The organism is Acinetobacter populi (genome assembly GCF_002174125.1).
Classification (GTDB): Bacteria; Pseudomonadota; Gammaproteobacteria; order Pseudomonadales; family Moraxellaceae; genus Acinetobacter; species Acinetobacter populi.
This window is the reverse complement of record NZ_NEXX01000004.1, coordinates 213,020-232,362: the sequence shown is the minus strand read 5'-3', so window position 1 is coordinate 232,362 and position 19,343 is coordinate 213,020. Positions and strand designations below refer to the sequence as shown.

The 19,343-nt window shown below is 35.5% G+C and carries 20 protein-coding genes; 12 read left to right on the top strand and 8 right to left on the bottom strand.

From position 1 onward, the window contains the following. Positions 1-5 precede the first annotated feature (5 nt). Genes CAP51_RS12235 through CAP51_RS12210 form a run of 6 tightly spaced genes read left to right on the top strand, consistent with a single transcriptional unit; the run spans position 6 to position 5,633 of the window. Positions 6-782 (top strand): hypothetical protein, encoded by a 777-nt coding sequence (locus CAP51_RS12235; protein WP_087621044.1) that lies wholly within the window; start codon positions 6-8, stop codon positions 780-782. 5 nt (positions 783-787) lie between these two features. Then, positions 788-1,681, top strand: a complete 894-nt coding sequence (locus tag CAP51_RS12230) for a glycosyltransferase family 2 protein (protein WP_245809152.1) — start codon at positions 788-790, stop codon at positions 1,679-1,681. A gap of 1 nt (position 1,682) precedes the next feature. Further along, positions 1,683-2,570: a glycosyltransferase family 2 protein gene (locus CAP51_RS12225; protein ID WP_087621043.1), complete on the top strand. Its 888-nt coding sequence runs from the start codon at positions 1,683-1,685 to the stop codon at positions 2,568-2,570. A 22-nt stretch (positions 2,571-2,592) separates the two neighbouring features. Continuing rightward, positions 2,593-3,789, top strand: coding sequence for an O-antigen ligase family protein (locus CAP51_RS12220; RefSeq protein WP_087621042.1), 1,197 nt, complete (start codon positions 2,593-2,595; stop codon positions 3,787-3,789). Between the two features lie 10 nt (positions 3,790-3,799). Then, positions 3,800-4,819 carry a glycosyltransferase family 4 protein gene (locus CAP51_RS12215; RefSeq protein ID WP_087621041.1) on the top strand — a complete coding sequence of 340 codons (1,020 nt, stop codon included), beginning with the start codon at positions 3,800-3,802 and terminating at the stop codon, positions 4,817-4,819. 16 nt (positions 4,820-4,835) lie between these two features. Continuing rightward, positions 4,836-5,633 carry a glycosyltransferase gene (locus CAP51_RS12210; RefSeq protein ID WP_087621040.1) on the top strand — a complete coding sequence of 266 codons (798 nt, stop codon included), beginning with the start codon at positions 4,836-4,838 and terminating at the stop codon, positions 5,631-5,633. A gap of 24 nt (positions 5,634-5,657) precedes the next feature. Here CAP51_RS12210 and CAP51_RS12205 read toward each other — a convergent pair whose 3' ends face one another. Beyond that, positions 5,658-7,079 carry a mannose-1-phosphate guanylyltransferase/mannose-6-phosphate isomerase gene (locus CAP51_RS12205; protein ID WP_087621039.1) on the bottom strand — a complete coding sequence of 474 codons (1,422 nt, stop codon included), beginning with the start codon at positions 7,077-7,079 and terminating at the stop codon, positions 5,658-5,660. Positions 7,080-7,147: 68 nt separating this feature from the next. After that, a complete protein-coding gene (locus CAP51_RS12200; RefSeq protein WP_281249275.1) occupies positions 7,148-8,215 on the bottom strand; it encodes an undecaprenyl-phosphate glucose phosphotransferase in 1,068 nt (355 codons plus the stop codon). A 236-nt stretch (positions 8,216-8,451) separates the two neighbouring features. Between CAP51_RS12200 and CAP51_RS12195 the strand changes: the two genes are divergently transcribed. Beyond that, entirely contained in the window at positions 8,452-9,924 is a 1,473-nt protein-coding gene (locus CAP51_RS12195; RefSeq protein WP_087621154.1) for a capsule assembly Wzi family protein, read from the top strand. A 374-nt stretch (positions 9,925-10,298) separates the two neighbouring features. Continuing rightward, positions 10,299-11,165 carry an outer envelope protein gene (locus tag CAP51_RS12190; RefSeq protein WP_245809151.1) on the top strand — a complete coding sequence of 289 codons (867 nt, stop codon included), beginning with the start codon at positions 10,299-10,301 and terminating at the stop codon, positions 11,163-11,165. Positions 11,166-11,255: 90 nt separating this feature from the next. Here CAP51_RS12190 and uraH read toward each other — a convergent pair whose 3' ends face one another. From uraH to puuE, 3 genes are read right to left on the bottom strand one after another with little or no spacing between them, the layout of a single operon-like run. Then, the gene (gene uraH, locus CAP51_RS12185; RefSeq protein ID WP_087621036.1) at positions 11,256-11,582 is read right to left on the bottom strand and encodes a hydroxyisourate hydrolase; all 327 of its coding nucleotides are present in this window, start codon (positions 11,580-11,582) and stop codon (positions 11,256-11,258) included. A gap of 9 nt (positions 11,583-11,591) precedes the next feature. After that, a complete protein-coding gene (gene uraD / locus CAP51_RS12180) occupies positions 11,592-12,095 on the bottom strand; it encodes a 2-oxo-4-hydroxy-4-carboxy-5-ureidoimidazoline decarboxylase (RefSeq protein ID WP_087621035.1) in 504 nt (167 codons plus the stop codon). Positions 12,096-12,114: 19 nt separating this feature from the next. Beyond that, complete coding sequence (gene puuE, locus CAP51_RS12175; protein ID WP_087621034.1) at positions 12,115-13,086, bottom strand: allantoinase PuuE; 972 nt, start codon at positions 13,084-13,086, stop codon at positions 12,115-12,117. Positions 13,087-13,342: 256 nt separating this feature from the next. On the opposite strand from puuE, the gene CAP51_RS12170 reads away from it, so the two are divergent. From CAP51_RS12170 to dsbD, 4 genes are all read left to right on the top strand, one after another. Continuing rightward, a complete protein-coding gene (locus tag CAP51_RS12170; protein WP_087621033.1) occupies positions 13,343-13,696 on the top strand; it encodes an HPF/RaiA family ribosome-associated protein in 354 nt (117 codons plus the stop codon). Positions 13,697-13,861: 165 nt separating this feature from the next. Next, the gene (locus tag CAP51_RS12165; RefSeq protein WP_087621032.1) at positions 13,862-14,401 is read left to right on the top strand and encodes an ankyrin repeat domain-containing protein; all 540 of its coding nucleotides are present in this window, start codon (positions 13,862-13,864) and stop codon (positions 14,399-14,401) included. Positions 14,402-14,416: 15 nt separating this feature from the next. After that, positions 14,417-15,190 carry a transporter gene (locus CAP51_RS12160; protein ID WP_087621031.1) on the top strand — a complete coding sequence of 258 codons (774 nt, stop codon included), beginning with the start codon at positions 14,417-14,419 and terminating at the stop codon, positions 15,188-15,190. Positions 15,191-15,299: 109 nt separating this feature from the next. Then, entirely contained in the window at positions 15,300-17,078 is a 1,779-nt protein-coding gene (gene dsbD / locus CAP51_RS12155) for a protein-disulfide reductase DsbD (protein WP_425426812.1), read from the top strand. Here dsbD and CAP51_RS12150 read toward each other — a convergent pair. From CAP51_RS12150 to CAP51_RS12140, 3 genes are all read right to left on the bottom strand, one after another. Next, complete coding sequence (locus CAP51_RS12150; RefSeq protein WP_171294777.1) at positions 17,070-17,942, bottom strand: GGDEF domain-containing protein; 873 nt, start codon at positions 17,940-17,942, stop codon at positions 17,070-17,072. The two genes, dsbD and CAP51_RS12150, sit on opposite strands and share 9 nt — an antisense overlap. Positions 17,943-18,322: 380 nt before the next feature. Then, complete coding sequence (locus CAP51_RS12145) at positions 18,323-18,679, bottom strand: RidA family protein (RefSeq protein WP_087621153.1); 357 nt, start codon at positions 18,677-18,679, stop codon at positions 18,323-18,325. Between the two features lie 89 nt (positions 18,680-18,768). Continuing rightward, positions 18,769-19,224: a DUF441 domain-containing protein gene (locus CAP51_RS12140; protein WP_087621028.1), complete on the bottom strand. Its 456-nt coding sequence runs from the start codon at positions 19,222-19,224 to the stop codon at positions 18,769-18,771. Positions 19,225-19,343: the final 119 nt, after the last annotated feature.

The following is a 19,343-nucleotide window of genomic DNA, read 5'->3' as shown; positions in this document are numbered from 1 at the left end:
TTAATATGAAAGAAGTATCTTATGAAAGAAAATATAGTAAAAAAATTGCGTTTTATACATTAGTCACGCGTATGGAAGAATACAGAGAAATGGTGGAAAGTGCTAAAAATTCAGGTTTTGATAGAGAAGATATTGAATTTAATTATTTTGATAATAAAAAAAATAATACGTTTGATGGATTTAGTGGATTTAATTTTGCAATTAAGAACACAGATGCAGAATACTTAATATTTTGTCATCAAGATATTATATTTAAATATGATGATTTTAAAAAATTAGAGGTTTGTTTAAATGAGTTAGAGGATTTAGACCCTTTGTGGGTGCTTGCAGGTAATGCAGGAGCGAATGAGTTCGGTGATGTTTTTATAAAAATAATTGATCCAAATGGTTTTCATGATCAAGGACCATTACCACAAAAAGTTAAATGTTTAGATGAAAACTTTATAATTATTAATATGAAAAGAAATATAAGCTGTAGTTATAATTTGAGTGGATTTCATTTATATGGACTAGATATTTGTCAAAATGCAGATTATTTAGGTTTAAATAGTTATGTTATTAATTTTTTGATAGAGCATAAAAGTGCAGGAAAAGTCGATATAACGTTTCACAACGGTTTTAAAAAATATATGGAATTACAAAGAGAGAGAAAATCTATGAGATTATATACTACTTTGTGTGCAACAAAATTTGTTACAAGTAGTTCATTTTTAAATATATTTTTAAATATTAGATTGGTGCGAAAGATTTTTATATACTTAATAAAACTGAATAAGGCATAAAAATTATGAATCCTATGGTAACAATACTTGTCCCAAGCTACAACCATGCTAAATTTATAAAATTTAGAATAGATAGTATATTGCAACAAACTTATCATAATTTTGAACTAATTATTATGGATGATGTTTCCCCAGATAATAGTAGAGAAATTATTGAGCAATATAGAAACCATCCAAAAGTTAGCCAAATTATTTTTAATAGAAAAAACTCAGGATCAACATTTCACCAATGGAATACTGGAATTTTAAAGTATGCTAAAGGTGAATATATTTGGATAGCAGAATCTGATGATATGTGTGATAAGTTTTTTTTAGAAAAAATGGTTGAAAAATTTATTCTTAATAGAAATTTGGTAATAGCTTATGCTCAATCTGCACGTATAAATAGTAAAAACGAAAGAACCGGTTCTTGGAAGACTTGGACGGACTCTATGAAAAATGGAGAGTTGTTTAATAAATCTTTTGAAATGAGTGGTGTGGAATTTATTAAGAATTTTATGTTATTTAAAAATGTAATACCTAATGCGAGTGGTGTAGTATTTAAGAAAGATGTCTTTATTTTTTTTGAAGGTGCGCTTCCAAACCTCAAAACAAATGGAGATTGGGATATTTGGATCAAAATTTTATCAAAAGGTGATGTATATTATTGTTCCGAAGAGCTGAATTATTTTAGATATCACGATAATAGCGTAATTGCTAATTCGGTTAAAGGAAGTATGTTAAAACATAAATATAAAGAGTACAAAGAACAAGTACTCTTAAAAAAATCTGTTCAACAAACAGTAAAAGATTTTCCAGAACTTGCAATAATTAATAAGGTGTTATTGTTAAAAGCAATTTTTATGTGTAATAGTTTGGCTTTGGCTAATTTTCTAATAGGAACACGTAAAGGAGTATAGAATGACTGAATGTGTAGATATTATCATGGCAACTTACAATGGTGAAAAATATATTCGTGAACAAATTCAGTCTATTCAAGCTCAGCCATTTACTAACTGGATTCTAATTATTAGTGATGATTATTCACAAGATGATACTGTAAAGATCATTAAAGAAATGCAAGGTCTCGATAAAAGAATTGAACTGGTTAATTGCGAGAAACAGGGCGGCATAGTAGAAAATTTCAATAAAGCGCTAAGTTTCTCAAAATCTCAGTATATATTTCTAGCAGATCAAGACGATATCTGGGTTGAAAATAGACTTAATATAATGTTGGACAATTTTAAAAAAATTGAAGCAGATAATGCAAAGAAAAGCATTTTAATGTTTACTGATTTGGAATTGATTGATTCAGATGGAAATATAATAGCAGAGAGTTTCTATCAATATAATGATTTAAATCCATACACTAATATGAAGCCTAATATGCTAATTTGGCGATCTACAGTTTACGGTTGTTCAACATTATTTAACCGAAAGCTTTTAGAAGAGAGTTTCCCTATACCGAATTATGCTTCAATGCATGATCAATGGTTGGCTCTTAAGGCTCATATGAATAATGGTTTATTTTACTATGATTATAAATCGTTGAAATACAGGCAGCATTCTAACAATGCAGTAGGTGGGGCTGGAAATGGTTTCATCGGTAAAATTAAGAAATCAAAGCGAAATTTTAAATCAATTAAATTGAATGTAGAAAAAGTAAAGAAAAATTTAAACTATAATGAAAATCAATTTTATTCATTACCCTCGTATTTTTTTCCTTTTCAGGTTGTTCTTCCAACTATCATTTTGGGAGAGAAAAGGTTACAATCATTTCTTTTCTTTATTATATTCATATTGTTGTAATATTTTATTTCAGGTGATTTTTTTGAAGAAAGATACTATATTAACATTTTTGGCTCATTTAATAGTGTGGATGAATATAGTTCTTCCTTCGGGCAGTTTATTCGGCATCAATGTTAAATTTGTTATTTTAATAATATTTATAATTTATCTAATTCTTTTTAATAGAAGTTACATACTTACAAAAACATTTTTAAGTATGATACCAATTATTTGTTTTTTAATGTTTGAGATAGTTTATGCAATTTTGTTTAAAGAAATTGATACTAATTCAATGTTGGGACAAACAAAAGATATTTTTATTTTCTTTACATATTTTTATTTATTAATATTCTATTTTAGAAATAATTTGATATCTTTAAGTAATTCCATTGTTAGTGCAGCTGCCTTTGTAGGGATTTTGAAATTTATCTTACTTTTTTATGGATTTGCTTTTGGTGTATCAATTTCAGAATTAATGAATAATATTGCACAATACACAAATACTGCAATTATGACTTTGGAAGTTTCAGGTGGTTTTTTGTTTAGAATTAATTATATTTCTGATTCAATTATTTCTGTAGCAGTTTTTTATCTTTTAACAGAGATATATAATGCAAAAAAAATTGATAAATTTATGTTGATTAAATTTATTGCACTTTCGTTTTCTGCATTAATTACTATGTCAAGGTATCAGTGGGCAGCTTATTTGATGTCTATTATTCTTACGAACTTATTGTATTTCAAATCTAAAAAAGCAATTGCAACTTTAATTATATCCTCTGTATTCATTTTTATAGTTTTATTACAAGAAAGTGTACAGGAAATGATTTTATTAAGATTTGATAGCAAAACTGTTGATGTATCTGATATTGAAAGAGTTATACAGAAAAACAGTATATTTTCTGCTATTTATGATTCTCCCCTACTAGGAAATGGTATTGGATACTATATTCCAAATTTAATAAGAAGTGATGTTGCAAAATATTTATATGAATTGCAAATTCCAGCTTTAATTATGCAGTTTGGTGTGTTAGGTTTTATAATTTTATTATTAATAACATTATTTCCTCTTTTTAATAACTTAAAAAGAAAAAATGTTCTTTGGTTAATAGTATATTGTTGTGTTATAGGTATATGGTTAGGTGGTGCAATGATTAATGCTATTCTTTTTTCATCATCATCTGCTTTAGTTTTTGTATTAATATATATTTATAGTCAGAAATCACGATTAGAAAATTAGGAATCTAAAAATGTATCTAAATACTAGAAATTTAGTTGGACACACGACAGGGGTTCAGCGTTATACCAAAAAAATCATTGATAATTGGAATGACTCATTAATTCAACCAATTAGTCCTCAAGAAAATTTTGCTTCGGGTTTAAAAGGACATTTTTGGGAACAGTTCATTTTACCGAGACAATGTAAAGACCAAAAACTATTGTGGTGCCCTAGTAATACTGGTCCGTTATCTTACATGAATCAAGTCGTAACAATACACGATACAGTTCCGTTTGATCACCCAGAATGGTTGAATCCAAAATTTGTATGGTGGTATAAATTTTTACAACCCAAATTGGCACACAAGGTTAAGCATATTATTACTATATCAGAATTTTCTAAAAATAAAATTATTGAACATTTAAATATTTCTGAAGAGCAAGTTTCTGTTATTTATAATGGAGTAGATCTCGTAGAAAGAAACTTTAATGATCAAGAAGAAAATAAGTTTTTAAATTTACCGCCATATATATTAAGTGTAGGTTCTTTGGAGCCTCGGAAAAATCTTTTGCGCCTAATTTCTGCTTTTATTCAATATAAAAAGGAAACGAAATCAGAAATTCAATTGGTAATTGTTGGGAAAAAAGGGGTGAGTCGCGTTTTTAGTGATGTTGGTTTTAATGAGATTGATACTGAGGACATCATTTTTACTGGTCATGTATCTGATAGTGAACTTCGACACTTATATAAGAGTGCTTTAGGTTTTTGTTATCCTTCATTATATGAAGGTTTTGGTTTGCCGCCTTTGGAAGCAATGCAGTTTTCAGTTCCTGTATTGACAAGTAATTCAACAGCAATTAAGGAGCTATGTGAAAATCGAGCAATTCTTATTGATCCCACATCCATTGATTCAATAGCAGAAGGTATTTTTGATTTACTCAATGGTGGGGTTTCTCCAGATATTATTAACTCTAATTTGGAATATGTTCAAAGTTTATCATGGGATAATTGTGCTAGGCAAACTCTCCAAGTTTTATCAAAATATAAGTAAATGGTAGGTTTATAAAATGGTTATTGCTTCGATAGTAATATATAAACATTCTTACAAAGATTTAGAACAAACTTTAACAAGTTTGCTTTGTACCTCGGTAATTCAAAAAATTATTTTAGTTGATAATGATCAATCAGATTGGGCTAAAGATTTCAATCATGAAAAAGTTATATATTTAAAAACAGAAGGGAACTATGGTTTTGGTTATGGTCATAACTTCGCAATTAAACTTTATGCAGCGCAAAGCGATTATTTTTTAATATGTAACCCAGATATTTTCTTTGATGAAAATGAGTTTGAAAGTCTCATTAATTTTGCAGATACTCGGCCTGAGAGTTTATTTTTACCTAAAATCATCTATGAAAATGGTGAAAACCAATATGGTGCTCGTTTACTACCAACACCATTAAATTTGTTTGCTCGACGGTTTTCTCCAAAATTTGCAGAAAAACTAGATCAAAACTATTTACTTAAAGATTTTGATCTGTCAAAACCCATTTTTACACCATATTTACATGGTTGTTTTATGTTATTTAAATCCAAACCATTACTTATATTGAATGGTTTTGATGAGCGTTTTTTTATGTATATGGAAGATGTTGATCTTTCCCGTCGTTGTGCAGAAAAATTTGGGAGTGTGTACTATCCTTTAGCGAAAGTTATTCATTTACATGAACAGGGATCATATAATAATAAAACATTATTAAAAGCCCATTTAAAGAGTGCTTGGCAGTATTTTAATAAATGGGGGTGGATTTATGATAGTCAGCGTAAAAAACTAAATGAAAAGTGTTTATGTGAAATAAATGGGTAATGTGAATATTACCCTTAGTGTTATTTAACACCGCCCATACAAATCTTCAAAACGGACAATATCATCTTCACCAAGATAAGAGCCAGATTGTACTTCAATCAGTTCTAATGGCACTTTGCCGGGATTTTCCAATGCATGGATTTCACCAAGGGGAATATAGGTGGACTGGTTTTCTGTGAGCAGAAAAGATTCTTTACCTTTATGAATTTTGGCAGTACCGCTGACCACGATCCAGTGTTCAGAACGATGGTGATGCATTTGGATTGAAAGTTTTTGCCCCGGTTTTACAGTAATTCGCTTGACTTGATAACGATCTGCATGATCAATACTGTCATATTTACCCCATGGACGATACACTTCACGATGGCAATAATGTTCAGTTCGCCCTTCTTGTTTTAATTTTTCTACAATCTTTTTAATATCCTGTACTTTGTCTTTATTTGCGACCAATACAGCATCTTTAGTTTCAATTACCACTAGATTTTCCACACCAAGTAAGCCAACCAGTCGACTTTCTCCATAAATGTAGCTGTTCTGACTATTCACAGTAATTACATCACCATGGATTACATTACCTTGATCATTTTTAGTCTGGATATTCCAAAGTGCAGACCATGAGCCAACATCATTCCAATTGGCATCTAGGGGTACGACTACAGCATCTTGGGTATGTTCCATGACTGCATAATCAATTGATTCAGAACGGCATTGACGAAATGCCTCTTTATCAATACGGATAAAATCCAGATCTGGTTTTGTTTCTTTGATTGCTGCTAGGCAGGATGTATAAATATCATCAGCATAATGTTGCAGTTCTTTTAGGTAAGCATCGGTTTTAAACATAAACATGCCACTATTCCATAGGAATTGCTGGCTATCAAGGTATTGCTGTGCAGTTGTTGCATCTGGTTTTTCAACAAAACGTTTTACGACAAAGCCTGAAAGTTCAACTTGCCCTTTTTCGATATAACCATAACCAGTTTCAGCATGTGTGGGTACAATACCAAAAGTAACTAGTTTATTATTTTGTGCAAGCTCAAGAGCTTGTTGAATACTGTGTTCAAAATTTTCTTGCTCAGTAATGACATGATCGGCTGCCAGTACTAGCAAAACGGTATCAGAATCTATTGTAGCAGTTTGTGTTTGATAAAGTGCTGCAAGACTAATTGCAGGTGCAGTATTTTTTCCTTCTGGTTCAAGAATAATCTTGGCATGAATCCCGATTTCACGCATTTGTTCTGCCGCGAGAAAACGATGTTCTTCATTGCAGATTAGAATTGGAGCGGCACAATCCAGATTTTTTAAACGCAATAATGTTGCTTGTAAAAGAGTATAACCATCAGGAGAAAGTTTTAAGAATTGTTTGGGATATTGTGTGCGGGATAATGGCCATAAACGGGTGCCACTACCACCTGCCATAATTACTGGTAAAATTTTTGCTGCCATATCAAAACTTTTCCTATGAATTGAGCAATTAAATAAAAAATATATTGATGGAATATTAGAAAATAAATCTAGTATGCAGATTTATTAATAAAACCTTTAAAAATAGTTAAGAATATGATTTTAATGTCTAACCATAAACTCCAGTTTTTGATATACATTAAATCACATTCGACCCTTTTTTCCATTTTATCGAGTGTATCTGTTTCACCTCGCCAGCCCCGGATTTGTGCCAGTCCTGTTATGCCCGGTTTAACTTTATGACGTAACATATAGCCTGGAATGAGTGCACGATATTGCTCATTATGTGATACAGCATGTGGGCGAGGCCCAACGATAGACATATTGCCAGATAGTACATTAAAAAATTGCGGTAGTTCATCGAGCGATGTTCGTCGTATGAAAGCACCAACTTTGGTCACGCGTGGATCATTTTTGGTGGCCTGTTTAACTTCATGACCATTTTCCATGACTTTCATTGATCTAAACTTAAAGACGGTAATGGGTTTGCCATTTAGACCATTGCGGGTTTGTTTAAATAATACAGGACCTGATGAGGTCAGTTTGATCGCAAGGGCTACGGTAAGCAAAATGGGAGAGATCAATATTAAAATTATTATAGAAAGTATAATATCTTCTGCTCGCTTAATAAAACGATTAAATCCATAAAATGGTGTATCAAATAATTTGATTAAAAAGATATCATTTACATTTTCTAGTTTTGGATCTAATAAAAAATAGTCTTTGGTGCTGATATGAATAGTGTTGAGACAATTAGTATTTGAAATCAAAATAATAGAACAAGTAGTATTTTTTAATTGGTCAATGATATCGTTGATCATTATTATAGATTCAGGATTAATATAAACAACATCTATATTTTCTGTATTGATATCTTCAAGTAAAGCATATAGATTCCCGAGATATGGACATTGCATATCTTGTATATTGTGATCGTCATCATCATAATAACCTATAATTTTAACATTCGAGAAAAAATGGCGATATGTTTTATCAAGTGTGATTGGAAAAGAACCAACTAATACAGCATTCTTAGTATCAAGGTGTAAGATAGCATTCATCTCAGGAATAATAATAAATTTATTTATATGAGATGAGATCATACTCGAAGTACACACTGAAATCAAACATGCTACTGTTCGCTTACTTTGAAGTTATTTTTAAAAATTATATAAAATACAATTCATTATGATTATATTTTTTAGTTCTTAAAGCTTGGTTTCTTGTCGAAATTTTAATGTTTTGTATGTTTTTAATGGACTACTGTTTAGAAGTGTGCATATTCTTAAATTAAGTTGCTGTACTGTTACGGTTAAGATAAGATCTGAAAATGAAAAATTTGGATCTTACTGATATGTTTTCAAAAACAAAATCTGTAATAGCAATCTCTATTATAATTAGCAGTGCTTTTTCGTCTTTGGCTTTGGCTCAAGGCATCATAGTAAATAATAAGGCATTGTCCACAGATTTAATCTGGTTGAATCAACAAGGCGTTATTAACATTAGTACTTCAACTTGGCCGTTAAGTGGTGATGAAATTGAACGAGCCCTCTCACAAGCCAATATTTCCAATCCAGTACAGCAGAAAGTTGTTAACGCTGTTCTAAACGCCATTAAAACTGATAATAACCAGCTTAAAGTAGGTTTGTTTGCAGAAAGTGATCAAAAATATTTACCTCAGACATTTGGGGACGCCCAAAAAGCACAATATCAAGCAAGCTTGGAGTTGAATGCTGGGAGTGAGAATTGGGATGGAAAACTTAGAGTCAATGTTGAGCATGATCTTCAAGTAGATAATTCGGAAGATGTGAATGTTGAAGGATCATATCTTGCTGGAAAACTTTGGAACCAATGGTTAATTGCTGGGCAAATTCCAACTTGGTGGGGCCCTGGTCATGATGGCAGTCTGATTCGTGGCGATGCTAGTCGGCCTGTATATGGTGTAACAGTACAACGTGCTGTGCAAGATGCATTTGAAACAAAATGGTTGTCATGGATTGGTCCGTGGCAATATCAGGCATTTGCAGGACAACTAAAAGATTATAAGGCTGTTCCTGATGCAAAACTTTTAGGTTTACGCATGACTGCCCGTCCATTACCTTATCTTGAGCTTGGTGCTTCAAGAGCTATACAAATCGGCGGTAAAGGGCAACCAAATAGTTTCAATGCATATTGGAATGCGATTATTGGTAAAGATAATAATTGTGATGATCAGGGTTGTGTTAATGATAAAAATGCATCAAACCAACTCGCTGGATTCGATGCACGATTGAATTTGGTAAATTTAATTCAGGTGCCAGTTGGTCTATATGCACAATATGTGGGCGAGGATGAATCTGGGCTATTACCATCAAGAAAATTATATTTAGCCGGTCTGGATTTCTCTTCAAGCTATAAAAATATGCCTTATCAGCTTTATGCAGAATGGGCAGATACCAAAACGAATGGAGATGTATGGGGATATTCTTATAACCATCATCAATATACCGATGGATTTTATCAGCAAGGTTATCCATTAGCCCATGCCATAGGTGGTGATGGTGAAATGTATTCTGTTGGTGGTCATATCCGTTTTGACCCAATGAACCGACTTGATGGGCGTGTTTTATATACCAAAGTAAACCAATCCAATTTATCGATTAATCATGCTTTTCCGGAAAGTGATAAGATTAAAGCATTGGATATTACCTGGTCGCATTATTTAAAGCCTGATGTACCGTTAAAAATTAATGGATGGATCAGTGATTCAGACCTCAAGGGTAATAACAGTGGTGTATCAGTAGGGGTGGAGTTTCCCTTGGACTTGAAGGCAATCGGTTTACATTAAATTTTAAACAAGAAAATACCCTATTTTTATCAAAATAGGGTATTTAAAAATAAAAGATTTTTGTTATTAGCTAGACCATATTTTAATGATTCAATTTGTTATCTTTTTAGTATTGCAATGATTGAAAATAATAATTGTGTTAATTGTCACATTTTTTTAACTTTCTATTCTCTTTTAGACATTCAGTAGAGATTAAATTTCTTCAGATTCATTTTTTTAATTGTAATGTTAAAAATTGGCTTCTTTTTTGCATTCGTTTGTAAAGTAAACGCATGTATTGTTATCGACATGGTGCAATGTTGTCTTCATTGCTTGTTTTGATTGTGCACAAACATGCGCGTCGCGTTTTTTTAATCTCATATAAAGGAAACACCATGAAGATAGGTACTTTTTTCTCTCCCCATTCTTTAATGATTGGTGCTTTGACACTTATTGGTGCAACTGCTGCGAATGCTGCAACATGGAGTGACACATCGGTTGGCTGGCGTTATGGTACAAAATTCGCAGAACCTTACAAAAATAATGCAGATGGCAGCCGTATTGATATCACAAAACAGATTTTTAGCTTAACTCATGTCAGTGGTTATAAATATGGTTCAAATTTCTTTAATGTAGATTTATTGCAGTCTAATGACGAACCAGCAATTGGTACAGATAAAGGTACACAAGAAGCCTATGTGGTTTATCGCCATACCTTGGATATTGGTAAGGTAATAAATAAAGATCTGTCATATCCTGGTGTTATTCGTGGTGTGGGATTAACTGGTGGATTGGACTGGAATACGAAAAACGATACATATGGTTCAAAAAAACGTATGTGGGTGGTGGGGCCAACAGTCATGTTTGATGTTCCAGGTTTTCTGAATTTTAGTGTGCTTGCTTTAATGGAGAGTAATGAGCCAACAGGTTTGGGACATCGCTATACCTATGATACTCATCCTGCATTACAATTAACCTGGGGTGTTCCAATTGGCGATTTGCCACTATCTTTTGAGGGTTTTGCCTTATGGATTGCCGATAAAGGTAAAAATGAATACGGTGGTGATACCAAAGCTGAAACCAATATTGATGCCATGGTAATGTATGACCTAAGTTCTTTGGTTGGTAAAAAAGATAAAACTTTCCGTGCCGGCTTTGAATATCAATACTGGAAAAATAAATTTGGTAATGATGAAAAAGGTGCTGCCGGAGAAGGTGCTACAGCAAGTACACCAATGTTCCGCGTTGACTATCATTTTTAATCAGGTATGAAAAGTTGTATTGTTTGATCAAATGATACATCCAAAAAGAACCTCTGATTGAACAGAGGTTTTTTTATAAGCCGAAAAATTTTAACTACCACGATAAGTGGAATAGGCAAACGGGCTAATTAATAACGGCACATGATAATGTTCATCAGGTTGGTCGACAAAGAATTGTAAACAGACCTGAGGAAAAAAGGTTTTACTGCCGAGCTGTTCAAAATAAGGCAAAATCTCAAATACCAGTTGATACATACCAGCAGGAAATTCTTTTACACCGAAGTCTTTTAGGCGGCCATCAATATCAGTTTGCCCTTCACCTAGTAGCGTATTGCTATCAATATGTAATAATTTTACGTTTACTCCCACGGCAGGCTTGCCAAGATTGGTATCTAAAATATGGGTACTAATGCTCATAAAAATTCCTTATTCGGTGACGGCTTGAGAAAGACGTAACAGGGCAATACCCGCCAGATTCTGCTTGACGACGGTTTGTTCCAGCTCTGCTGAATGATTAAGACGCGCATGAAGTTGTGCCAGAATTTGTTCGGCAGTTAAACCGGCTGCTTTAATTAAAAAGATATAGCCAAATTTTTGTTCATACGCGATATTGCCTTGCAAAAGCTGTTGTTCGGTGGTTGTACTCAGCTGGACATTGGCCTGTTCCTGATTGGAAAAAGCCTCTTCCTGATTAGATAAATCTTTTGCTGCCTTTTTTTCACCAATGCGTGGATGGGTATCTAAAGCTGCTTTAATTTCTTGCCAGGTCCAGCTATCCGTCTGATTTTTTGCAAATGCCAATAATGCCTGTTGTGAGGTAAATGGACGAGCTTGGCTAATTTGCGTAATCCAGGATGGAATATTGACACAATGTTGTAAGCATAATTCCGCTTCAGACAGATCATGCTGATTAAATTCTGAAAGTTTCATGAAAATTCCTTAAACAGACTTATTGTGCTTGAAACGGATGATGCGTCTGCCAATGTTGGGCAATATCACCACGACGGCAAATCCATACCCGATCACGGCTTTGGATATAGTCAAGGAATCGTTGCAGTGCTTTAAAGCGACCGGGACGACCAAGAATTCGGCAATGCATACCAATTGACATCATTTTGGGTGAAGTTTCACCTTCGGCATATAAGACATCAAAGCCATCTTTTAAATATTGAAAAAATTGTTCGCCACTGTTAAAGCCACCTGGTGAACAAAATTTCATGTCATTGCTTTCCAGCGTATAAGGAATAATCAGATGTGGTTGTGTATCGCCGTGACTATTGGTTAACGTCGTCCAGAAAGGCAAGTCGTCGCCATAATGGTCACAATCGTACTGAATTTGGGGAAATTCTGCCAAAAGCTGTCTGGTGTTTGGACTGTCCCGTCCGGTATACCAGCCAATGGGTGCATGGCCGAATAATGTTTCGAGTACAGAAATTGCCTGATCCATATATTGTTTTTCTAGCGCAATTGGCATGTCTTGATAATGAATCCAGCGTTGTCCATGTGAGACCACATCATAATTTGCTTTTTGAATAGCCTCGACCACATAAGGATTACGTACCAGTGCCATTCCTACACCGAAAACCGTCATTGGCAAGCCACGTTTTTCAAATTCCTGATGAATCCGCCAGAACCCTGCACGAGAACCATATTCATACATGGAATCCATCGACATATGTTTGGCAGGATAACTTGCGGCACCAATAATATCCGATAGGAATTGTTCTGAACCTGCATCCCCATGTTCAATATGATTTTCACTACCTTCCTCATAATTCAGTACAAACTGTACTGCAACTCTGGCCTGATTTGGCCATTGAACCTGTGGGAGTTGTCCATGATAGCCAATCAAATCACGAGAATAAGGTGCTTTTAAAATATCATCGATTAAGTCTTGTCCACGTAAGTATGAACTTTGCATTACAATTTCCTGAAACAATGCTACGTAAAAAGAAGTTAAGCATGTTTTATGCCGAGATTGAATAAAAAAATTGTACATTGACAAGTTATCTAATTGATGTATAAAAGAATTGAAAGACTTAGATTGTTATGAACGCTTGTGGTAAGCAAGGTTACAAGTTCATTACAGTTTGTTGGTGTACAACAATCGCATTTTGGCGCAAGCTAAAAATGTAAATGATTCTTAGCTAAGTTAGAGAGAAAGAGGGACATTATTTATGAATATTGAAATCCGTACAGATAAGAACATTAACAGTAGTGATCGATTGATTGATTATGTGAGAACCGAATTAAAACAAGAGTTTCAACGCTATAGCGAAAAAATTACGCATTTTGAAGTGCACTTAAGTGATATTAATGGTGACAAGGGGGGAGACGAAGACAAACGTTGTATGATTGAAGCCCGGCCAGCAGGATTAAAACCTGTTGCAGTGACCCATAAAGCGGCCAATATTGATCAGGCCATTCATGGTGCAATTGATAAATTAAAACGTGGGATTGAACAAGTCTTTGCTAAGCGCGAACCACTTCGGGGCACAAAACCTGAATGGGTTGAAGATGATGCATCATAATATATAAGTTTGGCACATAAAAAGGGCATTTATGCTCTTTTTGTGTGCGTAAAATTTTCAAGTAGTACAGTTTGCATTTACGTGATGTGGGGCATTGGCAAATAAGGCACTAGGCAGATCGATAGTGATGAATTAGACTGCTCTTTTTATCTAGGTAATATCTGTATGTTAAATTCACAACAGCAACAATTCGTACAGAGTATCGAACAATTAGATCTTGCCACGATACAGGCATTATTGGCACAAGGTCTGGACCCAAATTTTATTGATACAGAAAAAGGCCCACCGATCTCAATTTTATGTGATGGTTTATTTGTGTGGTGGGAACGTATTTGTGAAGCCTATGAAGCTGGACAACCATTTTCTGATGCAGAAAAACAGCAACAATTACAAATCTATCAGGATATTTTAGAGGCCTTGATCGCAGCCAAGGCCAATTTGCATTTGTGGGATAGTGAAGAGTTTTATGGCCCACTTTGGGATGCAGCCAGTGCTGCTTGTGTACCGATAGTACAACGTTTGTTACAACAAGGTGTTAATCCGAATACTATTGATGATCAGGATTTAACAATTTTAAGCTCAATCAGTCAGTTATGGTTTGATTGTGATTATGATGAAATCGACTGGAATGATGCTTTGCCAGAAGAACGTGCAACACTCGAGTTACTTCGTGATAATGATGCTAAAATGTCAAAAGAAATGTAATGTATGATGATGCCTATGAAAAATATTGTCGCGAAGACTACAGCAATTCTTGCTGCTGGATTGATTAGCCAGATTAGCAATGCGGATGCTTTTGGTTTTGACCGTCCTGGTGCAGGATTGGGAACTGATATTGTCCCGCAAGGTCATCTGGCATGGGAGCAATCCTTGCCAAGTGCAAGCTATGATGATTATTCGGTAGATGGCGAAAAACATAGTGTGCTTACTGTACAGGGTGATATGCTGGCCCGTATTGGTCTTGGTTCCGATGTTGAGTTTCGTGTAGGCTGGGATGGTCCGATCTGGCAAAAAGAAAAACTCGGTGCGAACAGTAGTGAAACGCATGGTGTTGGTGATGTCACGCTGGGGCTTAAAAAAGCCATTAATACCCATGATGATGCCTTTAAATGGGCATTATTGGCACAGGTTAATCTTGCCAATGGTGATGATGAGTTTACGGTTGATAAAAAAATCTATACTTTGGGTTCGGCCATTAGTTATCAGTTCAATGATAGTGTAAGTACTGGAATGACCATGTACTATGATTATCAGGACGGTGATCTCGCTTGGTCGGCGATTCCTTCATTACAATATAAGATTGTAGGAAACTTATCTGGCTTCTCCGAATATGTTTATCGTAAACAGGAAAGTCAGCATAAAGAATCGATCTTAAACAATGGTTTAATCTGGTCAGTAAAAGATAATTTACAGTTGGATGCATCCATTGGTTATAGCTTTAATCGTGAAAATCCGAGATTGAATGCAGGATTAGGTGTGGCTTATTTATTTTAAGATTTAACTTATGACGAATGTTTCCACATTTTCTGGGTGTCCAGATAGCAGTTGCATAAGTGGATTAAAATGGTGGTCTGGTGTGCAGACCGCCATTTTTATACTACTGATGATCACCGGTTTGCAGATCACACATGCAGAACAGCAATTTTTGCCAAGTGATCAGGCATTTCAGTTTGATGCCCAGTCCCTGAGTCAGTCACAGGTTGAACTGAAGTGGAAAATCGCGCCAGAATATTATCTATATCAACATCAATTTGCTGTCCATCAGGGACAACAGGCTTTGGCTTTGGAATTGCCCCCGGCAAAAGCCAAACATGATGCATTTTTTGGTGATACACAAGTCTATTATCAAACGGTTGCCTTTAATATTCAGGTGCAACCCAATCAACATTATCAGGTGACCTACCAAGGCTGTGCAGAAAAAGGATTGTGCTATCCGATTAGCAAGGCAGATTTTCAGACTGATCAAGACGGGCTGGTGATCTTGGCTGATTCCGCTTCCCAACAAAGCAGACAACATGGTTTATTCCAATCTTCCCAGCCGTCAGTTTTTACCCAAACTACTGCTACCGATCAGCAAGGTCAAACACCACAAACAGCAATTACAACTGAGACTAAGGCGAATATCGGTAGCAATGCTGGAACTGATTTACAACATCAGGCACAAGATGAAATATGGTCTGCGCGGTTACATCAGCAGTCCTTGTTCTGGAGTATTTTGTTATTTTTGGGATTGGGCTGTTTACTGGCATTTACGCCTTGTTCCTTGCCGATGTTACCCATATTGTCGAGTTTGTTGATTCGTAAGCATAATGGTGTTAAAGCAGGGCTGATCAGCTTGATTTTTGTGCTGAGCATGGCATCGGTCTATGCCATATTAGGTATTATGGCGGCGAGTGCAGGTAATAATTTCCAGCGTTGGCTACAACAGCCGGCTGTACTGATTGCATTTAGTTCGATTTTTATCTTATTTGCGTTAAATTTATTTGGTGTATTTGAATTAAAACTGCCCCAGTCTTGGTCAAATAAACTTGACCAACTGCAATCACGGCAAAAAGGTGGTACGTTGGTCGGCGCTGCCTTGATGGGCATGCTATCGGCTTTGTTGGTTGGCCCGTGTATGACGGCACCATTGGCAGGCACGCTGCTTTATATTTCACAAAGTCAGAATGTTTTTGCTGGCGCAGTATTATTATTCTCCCTCGGATTGGGGATGGGCGTGCCTTTAATTTTACTCAGTTTGATTGGTGAGCGTGCGATCCCGAAACCGGGAATCTGGATGATTTATGTACGGCATGTTTTTGCATTTATTATGCTGGGGCTTAGTCTGTATTTTGTCCGTCCGTTGTTGTCGATTGGTGTTTTTAATCTGTGTTTATTGCTTGTTGCCATCGCATTAGCCCTTTATTTGACTTATCTTGTGCTGCGGGCACATCACTGGATTCGTTATCTTGCCAGTCTATGTCTGGTGATTTTAATTGGTTTGTCGATTTGGAAAGGGACACAATATTGGCAATACCAAACCCAGCAACAGCAAATTTGGCAGGTGGTGACCACCCAAGCCGAGTTTAATCACGCCTTGAAACAGGCAAGGCTTGAACAAAAGCCTATCATTATCGATTTATATGCAGATTGGTGTATTGCCTGTCAGCCGATTGAACGGAATGTTTGGCATAATCCAGACGTCCAGCAAAAACTTCAAGCGATGACCAAGATCAAACTGGATTTAAGCCGTTATGATCAGAGCCAACAGGCTTTATTAAATGAATGGCAAATCCTTGGGCCACCGACAGTGCTATTTTTAGATGCTCAAGGAAAAGAGCAACGGCATTTACGTTTAACAGGTGAATTTAATACCACAACATTATTAAACCGGTTACGCTAATACAATGCTATTGCGTCCGGCAGATTTTGCCCGATACATGGCGGCATCAGCATGATGCAATGCCTGTTGTACAGAAGTGCCAGATTTTAAATATGCGATACCAAAACTGGCTGTAATCAGAATGTTTTGGCCATCGGTTGTGGTCAGATTTAGTTGACTCAGTGCGTGTCGGCAGCGTTCTGCGATATGTCGGGTCAGCATCTGATTGTTATCATTGATGATCATGATAAATTCCTCCCCGCCATAACGTCCTACAATATCGTGGAGACGAACATTTTGCCGGAGTGTCTGTGCCACCTGAATTAGTACCTTGTCACCAACTAAATGTCCATAACAATCATTAATCGACTTAAAAAAATCTAGATCAAGTAAAATAATGCCATATGATTCTGTGGAAAAAATTAAATTCTGTTCGATTTTTTCAAGTTGCTGATAAATACTTCTTCGATTAAATAGTTCGGTTAAAGGATCAATGGTACTTAAGGTCTTAAATATCTGTTCTCGATGACGCCATTGGCTAAGCATGATTTCCTGTAAAACAAAGCAGCTTACAACAATGGGAATCATAAAGAACAGCATGCTAAAGACCCAGAATTGATTGGTAAATGGAAAAAAAGTGATCGATGATGCAGTATTAAATTGTGGTGCATAAGCGATTTTTCCATTAAGAGTCAGATATACAATACTGCCCAGAAAGATCAGGCTAGGGATCAGCGCAGTATAAATTACTTTACGTTCAAATAAAATTAATCCTACGGAAATCACGCTGATTGCACCAATGGCCGTTGCAGGACTAAGGACGCCAATCAAATAGCCATCTCTACACAAGGTAATACCAAACATTCCGACGCAGATGAATGGCATGATTTTTTGTGCAGTTAAGGAATGTCGTAGCTTTCGACAAAGATAAATCAATATCCCAAACATCAGGATAAAGCCTATATTTAATTTGATTTGGAAATATAGAAGTTCAATATTGACGTATTGATAAAGTTTTGGGTTAAATAATATAAAAAACTTCCAGCTTAACCATAATGATAATACACAAATTGCTAAAAATAACATCAAGATACAGCGACTTAACGGATTCCAGTTGATAATCGCTGTATTGTAATTATCAGATTTAATTGCTTTTATGCTGCTTAAGATTTTATTTAACAATATGTCTATTCTTCCCGTCAGTAAGGTCGCATTTATATTTTAAACGCTGAAAAAGCATACAAGGTGAATAGCGTATCACCTATTTATTGCGCAATTGCTGCAATCACTGTAATTTCAACCAGTACTTGAGGATGATAGAGTTTTGCCTCGACACAAGTACGGGGTGGGGCTTTAACATCTTTAAGCCATTCATCCCAAACTTGATTCATGGCATCATAATCATCATCAATGTGTTTAAGATAGATGGTTGCAGAGAGAATATGCGCTTTATTACTGCCAGCATCCTCTAGAAACTGATCAATTGTTGCCAGTGTCTCTTTGGTTTGTTGCGTAATATCACCTGAAAAATCAGTAGCAAGCTGACCTGCAAGATAAACTGTGCCCTGATGGATGGTCGCTTCACTAAAACGTTGTGAGGTATGTAAATGTTGAATGGTCATAAGCATCATCATTGTCAAAGGATTTACAAATGATGATAAAAGAATTTCCAATCTTTAGAAACGCTTATTGGATTTAATTTTTTGAAAGATTATTTCCAGATCAGTAAGGACAGGATTCCCGCAGCAATTAAGGGCCCTACTGGAACGCCGCGTAAAAAGGCAACGCCAAGTATTGTTCCCACAAGTAATCCGGTCACAACCATGGGTTCCTGAGTCATGAGATGTGCCCCACGTCCACCTAACCATGCAACCAGAAGTCCAACAAGCACAGCAATAAAGGTTTTCCAGTGGGTAAATACCTGAATTAAATCTTCGGTCTGGATTTTTCCACTGATCAGTGGTGACAGCACACCGATGGTGAGAATGACAATGCCCAGCTTTAGGCCATATTGCTCAATAAACGGAGCATACTGGACCAAAGGCGTTTGTTGGATTAGAAGCAATATACATGCTGCAATCGTCACCGAATGGTTATTGCCAAGAATACCGAGTGCAATAAACACCAGTAATAACAGTGAGATTGAATGAGTGGCTAAAAAGGACATAAGGCGATCACAGAAAAATGCTAGGGGGGCAAATGTTGCCATGGAGCAGTTTATCGTGTTTTTGGCGGGAACAACAATCTAAATGAGCCCTGTAAAACTGTGTAGAGGTACTACCTATG